We start from the raw sequence: 16,368 nt of genomic DNA, 5'->3' as shown, positions 1-16,368 counted from the left end.
GGAGCGACATGTCAGAGAACCGACACATCCAGATCCTGGACCCGCGCCTGGCCAACCAGATCGCCGCCGGTGAGGTGGTAGAGCGCCCCTCGTCGGTGGTCAAGGAACTGGTGGAGAACGCCATCGATGCCGGCAGCACCCGTGTCGAGGTAGAACTCGAGAACGGCGGCACCCGACTGATTCGCGTGCGTGACGACGGCAGCGGCATCGGTGAAAACGACCTGCCATTGGCGCTGTCGCGGCATGCCACCAGCAAGATCATCTCCCTGGAAGAGCTCGAGGGGGTGGCGAGCCTGGGCTTCCGCGGAGAGGCCCTGGCCTCCATCAGTTCTGTCTCGCGCCTGGAACTGGTCTCGAACCTCGACGAGGACCCACGCAGCGGCTGGCGAGTGGTCGCCGAGGGACGCCGGATGGAGCCCCGCGTCACCCCGGCGCCGCATCCTCGCGGCACCTCGGTGACGGTCCGCGACCTCTTCTTCAATACCCCTGCGCGGCGCAAGTTCCTGCGTACCGAGAAGACCGAGTTCGGCCACGTCGAGGAGGCCTTCCGTCGCCAGGCGCTGTCGCGGTTCGATATCGGCTGGGTGCTGCGCCACAACCACAAGACCCTCCACCAGCTGCCCCCGGGCGTTGATCCGATCAGTCGGGAGCGGCGGCTCCGGGCCCTGCTCGGCAAGGGCTTCCTGGAGAATGCCCTGCACCTGGACCTCGAGGTCGGCGGCCTGCGGCTGTGGGGCTGGGTCGGCCTGCCCACCCACTCCCGTGCCCAGGCCGACCAGCAGTACTTCTTCGTCAATGGCCGCGTGGTGCGTGACCGCCTGGTGGCCCATGCCATTCGCCAGGCCTATCGCGACGTGCTCTTCCATGGCCGCCACCCGGTATTCGTGCTCTACCTGGAGGTCGACCCCCGGGTGGTGGATGTCAATGTGCATCCGACCAAGCACGAGGTCCGCTTCCGCGACGGGCGCATGGTCCACGACTTCCTGTTCTCGAGCCTGCACCGTGCCCTGGCAGAGGCGAGGCCCGGCGAGCGTGACGGGGCCCGGGAACCTCAAGAGCAAGGGCAGGAGCAAGCGGTGGAGGGTATCGGTGTGCGCGAGGCGGCACCGGCCTGGCAGCAGCAGCCCATGGCGCTGCCCGGACACGAAGTCGCGGGCGGATGGGCCGGTGATGGGGCCAGTGAAAGAGTGACCCCCGACCGCGTCAGGGCCTTCATGGAGGGCTACCGGGCGTTGCACCCCGAGCACGAGGAGAGCCTGCTGACGCCGCAGCCCGCCGCCCCGGCCCCCGGCGGCAGTGCCGCGGACGTGGCACTCGACGAGCGCCGCTCCGCCGCACAGAACCGGGTCCCGCGCCCCGCGATGCCCAAGGAGGACGCGACCCGGGCGCCGCCCCTGGGCTATGCCGTGGCCCAGCTGCACGGCGTCTATATCCTCTCCCAGACGGAGCGCGGCCTGGTCGTGGTGGACATGCACGCCGCCCACGAGCGGATCGTCTACGAGCGGATGAAGGGGCAGGTCCATGGCGGGACCGAGGAGCAAGGGGGATTGCAGGCCCAGCCGCTGCTGGTGCCGGTCTCTCTGGCCGCTAGTGCCGCCGAGGTGGAAACGGCGGAGAGTGAGCGAGAGGCCTTTTCTCGTCTCGGGGTGGAGCTCGACGCGGCCGGCCCCGAGACCCTGCTGGTGCGTCAGGTGCCTGCATTGCTGGCCGATGCCGACGTGGAGCCGCTGGTACGTGACATGCTCGCCGACCTGGAGCGCTACGGGCGCTCCGACCGGGTCGAGGCACGCATCAACGAGCTGCTGGCCACCATGGCCTGCCACGGCAGCGTGCGGGCCAACCGCCAACTGGGCCTCGAGGAGATGAACGCCCTGCTGCGCGACATGGAGCGCACCGAGCGCAGCGGGCAGTGCAACCATGGTCGTCCCACCTGGACCGAGATGAGCATGAAGGAGCTGGATCGCCTCTTCCTGCGTGGCCAGTGATGGGCATCAACCGACCATGAACGATTCGCGTGCTCCCGCCATCCTGCTGATGGGGCCCACCGCCGCCGGCAAGACCGATCTCGCCATCGAGCTTCACGAGCGACTCGGCTGCGAGCTGATCAGCGTGGATTCGGCGATGGTCTATCGCGGCCTGGACATCGGCAGCGCCAAGCCCGAGCCCGAGGAGCTTGCGCGCGCGCCGCATCGACTGATCGACATCCGCGACCCGGCCGAGCCCTATTCGGCGGCCGACTTCCGCGAGGACGCGCTGCGCGAGATGCGTGCCATCGTGGCGGCCGGCCGGGTACCCCTGCTGGTCGGCGGCACCATGATGTATTTCAAGCGCCTGCTCGAAGGGGTGGCCAACCTGCCGGCCGCGGATCCGGCCGTGCGTTCCGAGCTCGAGCGTCGGGTGGCCGACCACGGCCTGGCGGCCCTGCATGAGGAGCTCGCCCGGGTCGATCCCGCGTCAGCGCGGCGCATCCATCCCAACGATCCCCAGCGCCTGATGCGGGCACTGGAGGTTCACCAAATCGCGGGTCGTTCCCTCAGCGAGCTGTGGGAAGAGCAACGCCATGAAACCTTTCCCTTTCGCACGCTGTCCATAGGCCTCGCGCCGGGCGATCGCGGCGTGCTGCATGGCCGTATAGCGCAGCGATTCAGGGCCATGCTCGACGCCGGCCTGATCCAGGAGGTGGCCGCCCTGAAGGCGCGTGGCGATCTTGCGGCGTCGCTGCCATCCATGAAGAGCGTGGGCTATCGCCAGGTGTGGGCCTATCTCGACGGCGAGATCGACCGTGCCGAGCTCGAACGGCTCGGCATCATCGCGACCCGCCAGCTGGCCAAGCGGCAGTTGACCTGGATGCGCAGCTGGCAGGGGCTGCGCTGGGTCGACAGCCTGGGCGCCGACCCGCTGGGGGATGTGCTGAAAGTCGTGCGAGAATTCGGCACTTAGCGTAAGATGGCGGCTTTGGTGGCCGGCGCAACAGGCCCCTGCGGGTATCCAGCGTTGCCCCTTGGCGGGAGCGACCACGTTCGACATAACATCAACCCCCAGAGACACTCAGGGAGAGCAACATGTCCAAAGGGCAGTCCCTTCAAGACCCGTACCTGAATATCCTGCGCAAGGAGCGCATTCCGGTATCGATTTTCCTGGTCAACGGCATCAAGCTCCAGGGCCAGATCGAGTCCTTCGATCAGTTCGTCATCCTGCTGCGCAACACGGTCAGCCAGATGGTCTACAAGCATGCCATTTCCACCGTGGTGCCGTCGCGCAATGTGCGCCTGCCGGCCCCGGATGCCGGTGCGCCGGCGGACACTGATGTGTGAGGTATTGATTGTTTTTTGAGCGTCCCGAGGCCGGTGAGACGGCGGTCCTCGTCCATGTGGATTTCCAGGACGAGAAGGAGCGCGAGGATGCGGGAGAGTTCCTCGAGCTGGTGCGTTCGGCCGGCGCGGAGCCGGCCACCCTGATTACCGGCAGTCGCAAGCGACCCGACTCGCGCACCTTCGTGGGCTCGGGCAAGCTCGAGGAGCTGCGCGAGGCGAAGACCGTTCATCAGGCCGAGCTGGTGATCTTCAACCACTCGCTCAGCCCCTCCCAGGAACGCAACCTCGAACGCGAGCTGAAGTGTCGGGTGATCGACCGCACCGGCCTGATCCTCGACATCTTCGCCCAGCGTGCCCGGACCCACGAGGGCAAGCTGCAGGTAGAGTTGGCGCAACTGGAGTACATGTCGACCCGACTGGTGCGCGGCTGGACCCACCTTGAGCGCCAGAAAGGCGGGATCGGTCTACGGGGTCCCGGCGAGACCCAGCTCGAGACCGACCGCCGCCTGCTGCGGGGTCGTATCAAGGCGATCCACAAGCGGCTCGACAAGGTGCGCAGCCAGCGCAGCCAGAACCGTAGGGCCCGCTCCCGGGCAGAGATCCCCAGCGTGTCGCTGGTGGGCTATACCAACGCCGGCAAGTCCACGCTCTTCAACGTCCTGACTTCTGCCGAGGTCTATGCGGCCGACCAGCTCTTCGCTACCCTCGACCCGACGCTGCGTCGTCTGGAGATCGAGGACGTGGGACCGGTGGTGCTCGCCGACACGGTGGGCTTCATTCGCCACCTGCCCCACAAGCTGGTCGAGGCCTTTCGTGCGACACTGCAGGAGGCCGCCGAGGCGAGCTTGCTGGTCCACGTCATCGACGCCGCCGACCCCGACCGCGAGCTCAACGTCGGACAGGTCGAGGCGGTTCTCGAGGAGATCGGTGCCGGTGATCTGCCCACGCTCAAGGTGATGAACAAGATCGATCTGCTCGACAGCGCCCCGCGCATCGAGCGCGACGGCGAGGGTCGCCCCGAGGTGGTCTGGCTCTCGGCCCGCGACGGCAAGGGGCTGGCGCTGCTGGAGCAGGCCCTCTCGGAGTGTCTGGCCGAGGACATCATCGATTTAGAGCTGTGCCTGGCCCCCGAGCAGGGCAAGCTTCGAGCCGGGCTGCATGACCTCGCTGCGGTGCGCGAAGAGCGCTTCGACGACCAGGGCCGCACCCTGTTGACGGTACGCATTCCACGGCGCGATTTTCTGCAGTTGATGTCGCGCCTGGGCGAGCGGGCCGACGACTATCTGCCGATGACCCTGCAGGAGAAGCCGGTCTGGGAAGCATGATGCGAGGAACCTGTCCGATGAGACAGGCAATCACGAAGCAACCACAACATCATCACAAGAGGGACGCCGGGCGTTGCCGGGCGGTTCCCGCAGGATCGCAACTGACGCCCATCGACAGCAGTCTTGTCGGCGGGGCGCAAAGCAGAGTGGAGACGACGAATGGCCTGGAATGAGCCTGGTGGTGGCAACCAGCACGACCCCTGGAGTGGTGGTGGTCGTGGTGGCAACGGCGGCGGCAAGGGTGGCGGAAACCAGGGGCCACCCGACCTCGACGAAGCCCTGAAGAAGTTTCAGGACAAGCTGAACAACATGCTTGGCGGCCGCGGTGGCAAGCGTGGTGGGTCCGGTGGTACGGGCGGCGGTGGCAAGCCGCGCAATGCCTTCACCCTGCCGGGCCTGCTGATCGTGGTGGCGCTGGCCATCTGGGCGGCCTCGGGGTTCTACCTCGTCGACCAGTCGGAGCGCGGTGTGGTGCTGCGCTTCGGCAAGTTCCAGGAAGTGGTCACTCCGGGTCTGCAGTGGAACCCGCCGCTGATCGATGACGTGCGCATGGTCAACGTGACCCGGGTGCGCTCGCTGACCCAGACCCAGTCCATGCTGACCCAGGACGAGAACATCGTCTCGGTCGAGATGTCGGCCCAGTATCAGGTCGCCGACCCCCGCTCCTACGTGCTCAATGTGCGCAACCCCGAGCTCAGCCTCGAGAACGCCCTGGACAGTTCGCTGCGCCACGTGGTCGGCGGTACCGACATGATCGATATCCTGACCTCCGGACGCGAGATCCTCGGCAGCTCGGTGTCCAGTCGTCTGCAGTCCTATCTGGACAGCTATGGCACCGGGATCCTCGTGCAGACCCTCAACGTGGAGTCCACCGCGCCGCCCGATCCGGTGCAGGATGCCTTCGACGACGTCATCCGGGCCCGCGAGGATCGCCAGCGCACCATCAACCAGGCGATGGCCTATGCCAACGCCGTGATCCCGGCCGCCCAGGGTCAGGCCCAGCGCCTGGTCGAGCAGGGCCAGGGTTATCGCGAGTCCGTGGTGGCCGAGGCCGAGGGTCAGGCCAGCCGCTTCAGCGCGTTGCTGAACGAGTATCAGGGAGCCCCCACGATCATGCGCGAACGCCTCTACCTCGACACCATGTCCGAGATCTACGGAGGGACCGCCAAGGTGATGGTGGATGTGTCCGAGAACAGCCCGCTGATGGTCCTGCCGCTCGACCGTCTCGGCAGCGCCGGTACCTCGGGCGCCACTGCCCAGGGCAACAACGACGCTGAACTGGATCCGCGGGTGCTCGAGCGTCTCGGCGCCAGCCAGTCGTCGAGCAGCAACAGCAGCAACAGCAGCAACGGCATCCGCAGGGAGGGCCGCTAATGATGATCAATAATCGATCCCTGCTCGTCGTGGGTGGCCTGGCCGCCGTCGCCTGGCTTGCCAGCAACAGCCTCTACGTGGTCGACGAGACCGAGCGTGCGGTCAAGCTGCGCTTCGGTGAGATCATCGAGGAGGACATCCAGCCCGGGCTGCACGTCAAGGTGCCGATCACCCAGACGATTCGTACCTTCGATACCCGGGTGCTGACGCTGGACACCGATCCGAGTCGTTACCTGACGCTCGAGCAGAAGGCGGTGATCGTCGACTCCTATGTCCAGTGGCAGGTGATCAACCCCACCCGCTACTACGAGGCCACCTCGGGTGACGAACTGCAGGCGGTCAGGCTGATCGGGCCCCGGGTCGATGAGAGCCTGCGTAACGAGTTCGGTCGCCTGAACCTGCAGCAGATCATCTCGGAGAAGCGCGATGACCTGATGACCGGCCCCACCAATGACCTGAATGAGCTGATGCGCGACGAGTTGGGCGTGGCGATTCTCGATATCCGCGTCAAGCGAATCGACCTTCCCCAGGATGTCTCGTCGGCGGTCTACGATCGCATGCGCTCGGAGCGTGAGCGCCAGGCCCGCGAATGGCGTGCCCAGGGGCAGGAAGAGTCCGAGCGCATCCGTGCCAACGCCGATCGTCGTCGTCAGGTGCTGCTCGCCCAGGCTCGTGCACGCTCGGAGACCCTTCGCGGTGAGGGCGATGCCAATGCCGCCGCGATCTTCTCCGAGGCCTATGGACAGGACGAGGAGTTCTTCAGCTTCTGGCGCAGCCTCAATGCCTACCGCCAGAGCTTCGAGGGTGACGGCAACATGCTGGTGCTGGATCCCTCCAGTGACTTCTTCCAGTACCTCAAGAGCCCTTCGCCGACCAGCGATTGACCCCCTCTGCGGGCGGTGCGCCGCCCGCCGGTCGGGGTTCAACCGGCACGCAAACGTGGTAGAATCCTTCAACCGGGCGTGGCCCGGTTTTTTTGTGGCCTCTCCATTCTCGGCGCCCCTGCGCCAGCACGCCCGGTGCGACTCGGGAATCGCCGAAGGCCAACCATCGTCTTGCAGGATGAACTACATGACCATCGCTGACCGCTGGCTGCTCCCCGACGGCATGGACGAGGTACTGCCGCCCCAGGCCAGCCGCATGGAGGAGCTGCGCCGAGGGCTGCTCGACCTCTACCACCGCTGGGGCTACGATCAGGTGATGCCACCCCCGGTGGAGTTTCTGGACTCCCTGCTGACCGGCACCGGTACCGACCTCGATCTTCAGACCTTCAAGCTGACCGACCAGATGACCGGACGCATGATGGGTGTCAGTGCCGATGTCACCCCCCAGGTGGCGCGCATGGATGCCCATTCCCTGCGACGTCAGGGGCCGGTGCGGCTCTGCTACTGCACCAACGTGCTGCGCGCCAAGGCTGACCAGTTCCAGGGTGGCCGCAGCCCGGTTCAGGTCGGAGTGGAGCTGTTCGGCCATGCCGGCCTGGAGGCCGACCTGGAGATCCTGCGTCTGGCCCTGGCCAGCCTCGAGACGGCCGGTGCCGTGGAGATCCACCTGGCGCTGGGCCACATCGGCATCTATCGCAGCCTGGTGGAGGCCGCCGGCCTCGACGACGATCAGGAGCGCGCTCTGTTCGATGCCCTGGCCCTCAAGTCGCCAGGGGAGCTGATGGCGCGGGTCGAGGAGAGCGTGAGCGACCCGGGGCTGGCGGGGATGTTCCACGCCCTGGGCGATCTTCATGGTGGAATCGAGGTGCTCGAGGCGGCGCGCGAGGCCTTCGAGGAGGCTCCTCAGCCCGTGGGTGCGGCCCTGGATCAGCTGCGGGCGCTGGTCGACGGGGTGGTCGCCGAGTATCCCGGCGTCGAACCCTACTTTGACCTGGCAGAGCTGCGCGGCTATCAGTACCACACCGGCATGATGTTCGCCGCCTATGTGCCTCACTACGGCCAGGCCCTGGCCAAGGGTGGGCGCTACGATGACACCGGTCGGGCCTTCGGGCGTGCCCGGCCGGCCACCGGCTTCTCCATGGACCTGAAGCTGCTGGCTACCCTGGCACCCGGCGAAACCGGGCCTGACGGCATCTGGGCGCCGGCCGAGGGGGAGGGGTTGGCGGAAACCCTTCAGCTGCTGCGCCAGCAGGGCGAGCGGGTCGTCCAGGCGCTGCCCGGGCAGCGCACCGGACCGGCGGAACATCACTGCGATCGCCGGCTGGAACATATCGACGGTCGCTGGGAGCCACGCTTCCTCGAGACCTCACAGGACCGGGCCTGACGGCCCGCGGTCAATGACATCGGCCCTGGGCCTTTAGACGGGCGCGGTGCCGCAACGAGAGACGAGAGCACAATGGGCAAGAATGTAGTCGTACTGGGCACCCAGTGGGGTGATGAAGGCAAGGGTAAGGTGGTCGACCTGCTCACCGAATCCGCCGATGCGGTGGTGCGCTTCCAGGGCGGGCACAACGCCGGGCACACCCTGGTGATTGATGGCGAGAAGACCGTGCTGCACCTGATCCCCTCCGGGATCCTGCGCCAGGATAAGCTCTGCGTGATCGGCAACGGCGTGGTGCTGTCGCCGGAGGCGCTGATGGAGGAGATTCGCGAACTGGAGGACAAGGGCGTGCCGGTGCGCGAGCGCTTGCGCCTGTCGCCGGCCTGTCCGCTGATCCTTCCCTACCACGTGCGCCTGGACCAGGCCCGCGAGAAGGCCCGTGGCATCGCCAAGATCGGCACCACGGGCCGCGGCATCGGTCCGGCCTACGAGGACAAGGTGGCGCGTCGTGGCCTGCGCCTGGGTGACATTCTCCATCGCGAGCGGTTCGCCTCCAAGCTCGGCGAGGTGCTCGACTACCACAACTTCGTGTTGACCCAATACCACGGCGAGAAGCCGGTGGACTTCCAGCAGGTGCTCGACCAGGCGATGGCCATGGCCGAAGAACTGCGCCCCATGGTCTGCGACACCGTGAGCCTGGTCCATGAGCGCCGCCGCGCCGGCGAAAACATCCTCTTCGAGGGGGCTCAGGGCTCGCTGCTCGACATCGACCACGGCACCTACCCCTTCGTCACCAGCTCAAACACTACCGCCGGCGGCACCGCCACTGGTTCTGGCGTGGGGCCCCTCTACCTGGACTACGTGCTGGGTATCACCAAGGCCTACACCACGCGAGTCGGCTCCGGTCCCTTCCCGACCGAACTGTTCGACGACCATGGCCGTCACCTGGCCGAGAAGGGCCACGAGTTCGGGGCCACCACCGGTCGGGCGCGCCGCTGCGGCTGGTTCGATGCCGTGGCCCTGCGTCATGCGGTGCAGATCAACTCCGTCTCCGGGATCTGTCTGACCAAGCTCGACGTGCTCGACGGCCTTGAGAACATCCGCGTCTGCGTGGGTTATCGCAGCAAGGACGGCGAAGTGCTCGATACCCCCGTGGATTCCGAAGGTTATGAGGCCATCGAGCCACTCTACGAGGACCTGCCCGGCTGGAGCGAGTCGACCCTGGGCGTCAAGCGCGTCCAGGACCTGCCGGCCAATGCCCGCGCCTACATCAGCTACCTCGAGGAGAAGGTCGGTACCTCCATCGACATCATCTCCACCGGCCCGGATCGCAACGAGACCATCGTGCTGCGCAATCCGTTCGAGGGCTGACTGCAGCGCCGATGGCAGAACGAGAGAGAGGCCCCGGATGGGGCCTCTCGCGTTTTAGGCCGCGGCAGACTCAGTAGTCGATGCCCCGACGGGCCTGTAAGCCGCTGTTGAAGGCGTGTCGTACCTCGTTCATCTCGGTGACGGTATCCGCCATGGCCGTAAGCTCCCGATGGGCGTTGCGCCCCGTGATGATCACCGTCTGTTCGGCGGGGCGGTTGTCCAGCGCCCGCTTGACGGTGGCGATGTCCAGGTAGCCGAACTTGAGCATGTAGGTGATCTCGTCCAGCACGACCAGGTAGACCTCTGGATCGGCCAGCATTCGCTCGGCCTGGGCCCATACCTCCTCGCAGGCGCGGGTATCGGCCTCCCGGTCCTGGGTGTCCCAGGTGAAGCCAGTGGCCATGATGGCGACTTCGAGGTGGGGATCCTCGGCAAGGCGCTCGCGCTCGCCGCATTCCCAGAGCCCCTTGATGAACTGCACTACGCCGACCCTGTAGCCGTAGCCCAGGGCCCGGGTCACGGTGCCCCAGGCGGCGGTGGTCTTGCCCTTGCCGTTGCCGGTGAAGATCAGCAGCAGCCCGCGTTGCTCGGTGGCCTCGGCGACCTTCTCGTCGACGCGGGTCTTGAGTTTCTGCATGGCCTGCTGGTGGCGGGTATCGCGATCGTTCATCGGGGCTCCATGGTGTGTACAAGGCTTGTCGAGGAAAGAGCCAGCATACGCCAGAACCCGCCGCGCGTCAGCCACCGGGGATCACACCCGCTCACGCACCCGTGCCTCCATGCGCGCCAGGAAGACGGCCATGATGCGCTCGTAGAGGCTGTGGCCTAGCACGGCATCCTCGATGCCGGCGTCCACGTTGGGGTTGTCGTTGACTTCGATCACCACCACTCGCTCGCCGGCCTGCTTGATATCCACCCCGTAGAAGCCATCGCCGATCAGCCGGGTGGCCCTGAGTGCCGCCTTGATCACCGCCGGCGGCACCTCGGCGGGGTCGTGGGTGGTGAAGCCGCCGCTCTTCACCCGGGCGCCGGAATGATCGTAGATCTGCCAGTGACCCCGGGCCATGTAGTAGCGGCTGGCGAACAGTACCTGGCCGTCGAGCACGCCGATCCGCCAGTCGTACTCGGTGGGCAGCCACTCCTGGAGCAGCAGCAGGGCCGAGGTGGCGAAGAGCCGGTCGGCCTCGCGCTCCAGCTGCGCCAGGGACTCCACCTTGACGATGCCCCGGGAGAAGGCCCCATCCGGGATCTTGAGCACCATCGGGAAGTCGAGGCCCGAGACCCTGTCGGCAAGCGGACGGCGATCGCCGCGCTTCAACAGCACGCCCACGGGGGCGGGGACTCCCCTGGCCCGCAGCAGGGCGTGCAGGAAGACCTTGTTGGTGCAGCGCAGGATGTCCCGGGGTGCGTCGATCACCACCAGCCCTTCATGTTCCGCCCGCCGGGCCATGCGATAGGTATGGTGATCCAGCGAGGTGGTCTCGCGGATGAACAGGCCGTCGAACTCGGCAAGTCGCCCGGCGTCGCGGCGGGTGATCAGCGAGACGTCGATGCCCAGGCGGCGGCCGGCGCGGATGAATGCCTTGAGGGCACTGCGGTTGCTGGGGGGCATGGCCTCCCGGGGATCAACCAGGATCGCCAGGTCGAAGCGATAGCGGCGGCGAGCCTTTGGCGTGCGCCATACCTTGCGCGAGTGACGATTGAGTGCCTTGGCGAACAGGTCCTGTTCCTCGGGGGTCAGCTCACCCAGGCGCAGGGGCTTCAGGCGGGACAGCCGCCAGGATTCCTGGCGACGCACCAGGCGCGCCTCCAGCAGCGGGCAGGGCAGTCGCTCGAAGAGCTTGCGGGCCAGCTTCGCCATGGCCGGCACCGCGCATTCGCCGAACAGTACCCGCAGGGTCAGGTGGTCACCGGACAGTGACCCCTGGCGCGCCAGGTCGCCGAGCAGCGAGTCAAGGCCATCGAGTTGCAGGTCGACCAGGGCCTTGCGGCCAAGCGCATTGAGGGTCTCCACCGCGGGCAGCACCCTCTGGCCCCGCGCCTGGGCCAGTAGCGAGACATAATAGCCGGTCCCCAGATAGTCGAGCTCGCCGCAGAGGTTGATCACATGGGTGGTGCGGTCCTGGTCATCGGCGATCCGGTGTTGCCGGTCCTGGGCGAGGAAGTCGTCGGCGGTGATCAGGTCTTCCGAGGGATAGTATGGCCGCCAGTCTTCCAGGCGGTCGACGACGATGCGCAACGGACACATGTCAGCCTTCCAGGCAGGGCGGCGAGGGGTGCCGCCGGAATTCGGCCAGCATGCTCCCGGACCTGCCTCTCGACAAGGTGCAGAGTGGGTGAAAAGATTTCATGATCAGCGCCGATGACAGCAACATGGGCCATGATCAGAATCGTGCTCAAGACGTCTGGAGACTCGAGATGACCGTCAACCTGCGCCCGGCCAGCGGCCATGATCTGGATGCCCTCTATCGTCTGGAGCAGGTAGCCTTTTCCGGCGACCGCTTCAGTCGTCGCCAACTCTGGCACCTGCTCAACCGTGCCAATTCCCTCACTCTGGTGGCGGCGAGCGAGGAACTCGACGAGGGGGCCGAGCGCGTGCTCGGTTATGGCACCCTGCTGTTTCGTCGCGGCAGTCGGCGTGCTCGGCTCTATTCCTTCTGCGTGCATCCCGATGCCCGTGGCACCGGCCTCGGCAGGCGTCTGATGGAGGCCATCGAGGCCGAGGCACTTGCCCGGGAAGCCGAGGCGCTGCGCCTGGAGGTGCGGGTCGACAACCGCGTGGCGCTGGGGCTCTACCGGCGCATGGGCTTTCTCCCGGAACGCTGGCTGGGGGACTACTACGAGGACGGCTGTGCCGGTTGGCAGATGACCAAGACTCTGGCGGCGCGCGAGGGGGCCGCGCTCGCGGGCGAGGGCTGATAGAATCCTGTCATCTTTTCGCTTTCCTCCAAGACCATCAGGACATTGCCATGCCCTCCTTCGATATCGTCTCCGAGTTCGACAAGCATGAAGCAAGCAACGCCGTCGATCAGGCCAACCGTGAGGTCCAGACCCGTTTCGATTTCAAGGGCGTCGCCGCCAGCTTCGAGCTCAATGGCGAGACGGTGTCGCTCGAGGCCGAGGTCGACTTCCAGCTCAAGCAGATGCTCGACGTGTTGCGCAACCGGCTGATCAGCCGCGGGATCGACGCCCGCTGCATGGATATCCAGGAGCCGGTGCTCTCCGGGGTCCGTGCGCGTCAGGACGTGACCCTCAAGCAAGGGCTCGACCAGAAGGAAGCCAAGGACGTCGTAAAGCGGATCAAGGAGAGCAAGCTCAAGGTCCAGGCCCAGATCCAGGGCGAGAAGGTTCGCGTCACCGGCAAGAAGCGTGACGACCTCCAGGCCGTCATGGCGCTGCTGCGGGGGGAGGGTGGCCCGGACCTGCCGCTGCAGTTCGATAACTTTCGCGACTGAACCCCTGCCCCTTGGCCGATCCAGTATCGCGGGGTCGTGATCTAGGCCAGCCCGATGGCCACCATAGACGATCGCGATTGGCACAGCGTGGCGGAATGCCCTTCAATGAGGTCGATACCGATGAATGGAGTGCCCCGGATGCCGACCATCCACCGTCTCGCCTTTGTCGGCCTGGCCTGGGTCAGCTTCGTGCTCGGGGTGGTCGGTGCCTTCCTGCCCCTGCTGCCGACTACCTGCTTCATGTTGCTGGCGGTCTGGGCGGCCTCCAGGGGCTCTCCACGCTTCGCCGCCTGGATCCGCGAGCATCCCCGCTTCGGTCCCGCCATTTCGGCCTGGGAGGGCGAACGGGCGATTCCCCGCCATGCCAAGCGGCTCGCCGCCGTGATGCTGGCCCTCTCGATGCTCATGCTGGCGCTCACCGTCAGCCAGCTGTGGCTGAAGCTCTCGCTCATCGGGGGGCTCCTGCTGGTGGCCGGTTGGGTCCTGTCGCGCCCCGAGCCGGTCGCCGTTCGCTGATCTCGCCTTGATCGTCACATGGCTTTGAGCTTCGGGCATGGCGCGCCGTACAATGGACGGCAATTACCGACTGGAGCCATCCTTGATGTCAGAACCGCAGCCGATCTACCTGAGTGACTACCGTCCACCTGCCTACCGCGTCACCCATGCCGAGCTGACATTTGACCTCGACCCCGCGGCCACGCGGGTCAAGGCGCGCCTGCATGTCGAGCGCCATCCGCAGCGCGAGGCAGGAGCTTCTCTCGAACTGGAAGGCGAGCAGCTCACTCTCAGGTCCATCGCCATCGACGGCCAGCCGCTGGGCGAGGAGGAGTACAAGATCGGTGGAACCGGCCTGACCGTGCACCGGGTGCCGGAGACCTTCCTCCTCGACACCGAGGTGGAGATCGCGCCCGACGATAACACCGCCCTGTCCGGGCTCTACCGTTCGAGCGGCATGTACTGCACCCAGTGCGAGGCCGAGGGTTTCCGTCGCATCACCTTCTACCCGGATCGCCCGGATGTCATGGCGACATTCTCTACCACGGTGATAGGCGATGCCGCGAGCCTGCCGGTACTGCTCTCCAACGGTAACCCGGTCGAACGCGGCGAGCTGCCAGGCGGGCGCCACTTCGTCACCTGGGATGACCCACATCCCAAGCCCAGCTACCTGTTCGCGCTGGTGGCCGGCGACCTGAAGAAGATCGAGGACCGCTTCACCACCATGAGTGGTCGCGACGTGACCCTGCAGCTGTGGGTCGAGGAGGAGAACCTCGACAAGACCGAGCACGCCATGGCCTCGTTGAAGCGCGCCATGACCTGGGACGAGGAGACCTACGGGCGCGAGTACGACCTCGACCTCTTCATGATCGTGGCGGTCAACGACTTCAACATGGGCGCCATGGAGAACAAGGGGCTCAACATCTTCAACTCGGCGGCGGTGCTGACTCACCCGCATACCGCCACCGATGCCGCCTTCCAGCGCGTCGAGAGCATCGTCGCCCACGAGTACTTCCACAACTGGTCGGGTAACCGCGTGACCTGCCGCGACTGGTTCCAGCTCTCCCTCAAGGAAGGCTTCACGGTCTTTCGCGACCAGTGTTTCTCGGCAGACATCAATTCGGCACCGGTCAAGCGCATCGAGGACGTCTCCTTCTTCCGTACCGCGCAGTTCGCCGAGGATGCTGGCCCCACCGCCCATCCGGTTCGACCCGATCATTACATCGAGATCGGCAACTTCTACACCCTGACCATCTATGAGAAGGGCGCACAGATCGTGCGAATGCTCTCCAACCTGGTGGGCGAGGCAGCCTTCCGCCGGGGCAGCGACCTCTACTTCTCGCGCTTCGACGGCCAGGCGGTAACCATCGAGGACTTCGTCGACTGCATGGCCGAGGCCTCGGGCGAGGATCTTGGCCAGTTCCTGCTCTGGTACTCCCAGGCAGGTACTCCCGAGATCGATGCGCATGGCGAATACGACTACGCCAACGCCGAATATCGCCTGATCCTGCGCCAGCGCACTCCGGCCACACCGGGCCAGTCCGAGAAGCAGGCCCTGCACATCCCCGTGCGCCTGGGGCTGGTGGGCACCAAGTCCGGCCGCGACCTGCCGCTGACCCTCGATGGCGAGGCGCTGGGTACCGACGCGGTGATCCACCTGCGCGAGGACGAGCAGGAGTTTCTCTTCACCGATGTCAGCGAGGCCCCGGTACCCTCGCTGCTGCGTGACTTCTCGGCGCCGGTCAAGCTGCATTTCCCCTATGGCCGCGAGGACCTGGCGTTCCTGCAGGCTCACGACTCCGACGGCTTCAATCGCTGGGATGCCGGCCAGCGCCTGGCTCTGCTGGCCCTGGACGACCTGATCGCCGCCCATCGTAACGGTGTCGAGAAGGTGATGGATTCCCGGGTGGTAGACGCCTTCCGAGGCCTGCTGGAGGCACAGATCGACGACAAGGCGGTGCTGGCACAGATGCTGACACTGCCCTCGGAGGCCTACATCGCCGAGCAGCAGCCGCTGGTGGATGTGGATGCCATCCATGCCGCCCGCACCTTCGTCCGGCAGTCCCTGGCCCTGGCGCTGCGTGACGACTTCCTTCGCATCATCGAGGAGAACCGCTCCGACGCGCCCTATGCTCCGGAGCCCGAGCAGATCGCCGCGCGCAGCCTCAAGAATGTGGCGCTCTCGTATCTCATGGCCATCGAGGACGAGGCGGGGCTGGAGATCGCCCAGCAGCAGTTTGCGGCGGACCGCAACATGACCGACGTGCGCCACGCCCTGACCCTGATGGTGCACAGCTCGCGCAGCGACATCGCCGATCCGGCGCTCAAGACCTTTGGCGAGAGGTGGGCCCACGACCGTCTGGTGATGGACCAGTGGTTCAGCCTTCAGGTGACCCGTCCCCAGGCGGATGTGCTGGATCGGGTGAAGTTCCTGATGGAGCATCCGGCCTTCTCGCTGAAGAACCCCAATCGGGTCCGCGCGCTGATCGGGACCTTCGCCAACCAGAACCCGGTCAACTTCCACCGTGACGACGGCGCAGGCTACCGGCTGCTGGCCGACACGGTGATTGAGCTCAACCGGCTCAATCCTGAGATCGCCGCGCGACTGATCACCCCCTTGACCCGCTGGGCCCGCTTCGATGAGGCGCGACAGGAGTTGATGAGGGCCGAACTAGAGCGCATTCGTGCCGAGGAACTCTCGCCCAATGTGTACGAGGTGGTGGAGAAGGCGCTCGCCTGAAGGCATCGCTCCATGCCCGGAAACGCCAG

14 protein-coding genes are annotated in these 16,368 nt (G+C 66.2%); 12 read left to right on the top strand and 2 right to left on the bottom strand.

The genetic code is table 11. The features are described 5' to 3' along the window. Nucleotides 1–8 precede the first annotated feature (8 nt). The 8 genes from mutL to ABE960_RS00325 all read left to right on the top strand — a co-directional run bounded on the left by mutL (nucleotide 9) and on the right by ABE960_RS00325 (nucleotide 9,649). Nucleotides 9–1,985 (top strand): DNA mismatch repair endonuclease MutL, encoded by a 1,977-nt coding sequence (gene mutL / locus ABE960_RS00360; protein ID WP_349760234.1) that lies wholly within the window; start codon nucleotides 9–11, stop codon nucleotides 1,983–1,985. 16 nt (nucleotides 1,986–2,001) lie between these two features. After that, a complete protein-coding gene (gene miaA / locus ABE960_RS00355) occupies nucleotides 2,002–2,940 on the top strand; it encodes a tRNA (adenosine(37)-N6)-dimethylallyltransferase MiaA (RefSeq protein ID WP_349760233.1) in 939 nt (312 codons plus the stop codon). Between the two features lie 122 nt (nucleotides 2,941–3,062). Further along, nucleotides 3,063–3,314: an RNA chaperone Hfq gene (hfq, locus tag ABE960_RS00350; protein ID WP_349760232.1), complete on the top strand. Its 252-nt coding sequence runs from the start codon at nucleotides 3,063–3,065 to the stop codon at nucleotides 3,312–3,314. Nucleotides 3,315–3,322: 8 nt separating this feature from the next. Next, nucleotides 3,323–4,639, top strand: a complete 1,317-nt coding sequence (hflX, locus tag ABE960_RS00345; RefSeq protein ID WP_349760231.1) for a ribosome rescue GTPase HflX — start codon at nucleotides 3,323–3,325, stop codon at nucleotides 4,637–4,639. Between the two features lie 159 nt (nucleotides 4,640–4,798). Continuing rightward, complete coding sequence (gene hflK / locus ABE960_RS00340; protein WP_349760230.1) at nucleotides 4,799–6,013, top strand: FtsH protease activity modulator HflK; 1,215 nt, start codon at nucleotides 4,799–4,801, stop codon at nucleotides 6,011–6,013. Between the two features lie 2 nt (nucleotides 6,014–6,015). After that, nucleotides 6,016–6,897 carry a protease modulator HflC gene (hflC, locus tag ABE960_RS00335; RefSeq protein WP_349760229.1) on the top strand — a complete coding sequence of 294 codons (882 nt, stop codon included), beginning with the start codon at nucleotides 6,016–6,018 and terminating at the stop codon, nucleotides 6,895–6,897. 187 nt (nucleotides 6,898–7,084) lie between these two features. Next, nucleotides 7,085–8,281, top strand: coding sequence for an ATP phosphoribosyltransferase regulatory subunit (locus ABE960_RS00330; protein ID WP_349760228.1), 1,197 nt, complete (start codon nucleotides 7,085–7,087; stop codon nucleotides 8,279–8,281). A gap of 72 nt (nucleotides 8,282–8,353) precedes the next feature. Continuing rightward, nucleotides 8,354–9,649 (top strand): adenylosuccinate synthase, encoded by a 1,296-nt coding sequence (locus ABE960_RS00325; protein WP_349760227.1) that lies wholly within the window; start codon nucleotides 8,354–8,356, stop codon nucleotides 9,647–9,649. Between the two features lie 70 nt (nucleotides 9,650–9,719). Here the strand turns inward: ABE960_RS00325 and cobO are convergent, their stop codons facing one another. Continuing rightward, nucleotides 9,720–10,319 (bottom strand): cob(I)yrinic acid a,c-diamide adenosyltransferase, encoded by a 600-nt coding sequence (gene cobO / locus ABE960_RS00320; RefSeq protein WP_349760226.1) that lies wholly within the window; start codon nucleotides 10,317–10,319, stop codon nucleotides 9,720–9,722. Between the two features lie 81 nt (nucleotides 10,320–10,400). Beyond that, entirely contained in the window at nucleotides 10,401–11,897 is a 1,497-nt protein-coding gene (locus ABE960_RS00315) for a RimK family ATP-grasp domain-containing protein (protein ID WP_349760225.1), read from the bottom strand. Nucleotides 11,898–11,998: 101 nt separating this feature from the next. Between ABE960_RS00315 and ABE960_RS00310 the strand changes: the two genes are divergently transcribed. The 4 genes from ABE960_RS00310 to pepN all read left to right on the top strand — a co-directional run bounded on the left by ABE960_RS00310 (nucleotide 11,999) and on the right by pepN (nucleotide 16,339). Next, nucleotides 11,999–12,568 carry a GNAT family N-acetyltransferase gene (locus ABE960_RS00310; protein WP_349760224.1) on the top strand — a complete coding sequence of 190 codons (570 nt, stop codon included), beginning with the start codon at nucleotides 11,999–12,001 and terminating at the stop codon, nucleotides 12,566–12,568. Nucleotides 12,569–12,618: 50 nt separating this feature from the next. Beyond that, nucleotides 12,619–13,104: a YajQ family cyclic di-GMP-binding protein gene (locus ABE960_RS00305; RefSeq protein ID WP_349760223.1), complete on the top strand. Its 486-nt coding sequence runs from the start codon at nucleotides 12,619–12,621 to the stop codon at nucleotides 13,102–13,104. 138 nt (nucleotides 13,105–13,242) lie between these two features. Then, nucleotides 13,243–13,620, top strand: a complete 378-nt coding sequence (locus ABE960_RS00300) for a YbaN family protein (RefSeq protein ID WP_349760222.1) — start codon at nucleotides 13,243–13,245, stop codon at nucleotides 13,618–13,620. An 85-nt stretch (nucleotides 13,621–13,705) separates the two neighbouring features. After that, nucleotides 13,706–16,339, top strand: coding sequence for an aminopeptidase N (pepN, locus tag ABE960_RS00295; RefSeq protein ID WP_349760221.1), 2,634 nt, complete (start codon nucleotides 13,706–13,708; stop codon nucleotides 16,337–16,339). The last annotated feature ends 29 nt before the right edge of the window (nucleotides 16,340–16,368 follow it).

The organism is Halomonas aquatica, from assembly GCF_040196335.1.
In the GTDB taxonomy this organism is placed as follows: domain Bacteria; phylum Pseudomonadota; class Gammaproteobacteria; order Pseudomonadales; family Halomonadaceae; genus Halomonas; species Halomonas aquatica.
Note: the sequence above shows the minus strand (reverse complement) of the source record. Positions and strands in the feature narration are given on the sequence as shown.

What these genes read in the sequence shown, in the direction of transcription:
- mutL (WP_349760234.1), top strand. Translation starts at nt 9, where the DNA reads ATGTCAGAGAACCGACACATCCAGATCCTGGACCCGCGCCTGGCCAAC.
- miaA (WP_349760233.1), top strand. Translation starts at nt 2,002, where the DNA reads ATGAACGATTCGCGTGCTCCCGCCATCCTGCTGATGGGGCCCACCGCC.
- hfq (WP_349760232.1), top strand. Translation starts at nt 3,063, where the DNA reads ATGTCCAAAGGGCAGTCCCTTCAAGACCCGTACCTGAATATCCTGCGC.
- hflK (WP_349760230.1), top strand. Translation starts at nt 4,799, where the DNA reads ATGGCCTGGAATGAGCCTGGTGGTGGCAACCAGCACGACCCCTGGAGT.
- hflC (WP_349760229.1), top strand. Translation starts at nt 6,016, where the DNA reads ATGATCAATAATCGATCCCTGCTCGTCGTGGGTGGCCTGGCCGCCGTC.
- ABE960_RS00330 (WP_349760228.1), top strand. Translation starts at nt 7,085, where the DNA reads ATGACCATCGCTGACCGCTGGCTGCTCCCCGACGGCATGGACGAGGTA.
- ABE960_RS00325 (WP_349760227.1), top strand. Translation starts at nt 8,354, where the DNA reads ATGGGCAAGAATGTAGTCGTACTGGGCACCCAGTGGGGTGATGAAGGC.
- cobO (WP_349760226.1), bottom strand. Translation starts at nt 10,319, where the DNA reads ATGAACGATCGCGATACCCGCCACCAGCAGGCCATGCAGAAACTCAAG.
- ABE960_RS00315 (WP_349760225.1), bottom strand. Translation starts at nt 11,897, where the DNA reads ATGTGTCCGTTGCGCATCGTCGTCGACCGCCTGGAAGACTGGCGGCCA.
- ABE960_RS00310 (WP_349760224.1), top strand. Translation starts at nt 11,999, where the DNA reads ATGATCAGCGCCGATGACAGCAACATGGGCCATGATCAGAATCGTGCT.
- ABE960_RS00305 (WP_349760223.1), top strand. Translation starts at nt 12,619, where the DNA reads ATGCCCTCCTTCGATATCGTCTCCGAGTTCGACAAGCATGAAGCAAGC.
- ABE960_RS00300 (WP_349760222.1), top strand. Translation starts at nt 13,243, where the DNA reads ATGCCGACCATCCACCGTCTCGCCTTTGTCGGCCTGGCCTGGGTCAGC.
- pepN (WP_349760221.1), top strand. Translation starts at nt 13,706, where the DNA reads ATGTCAGAACCGCAGCCGATCTACCTGAGTGACTACCGTCCACCTGCC.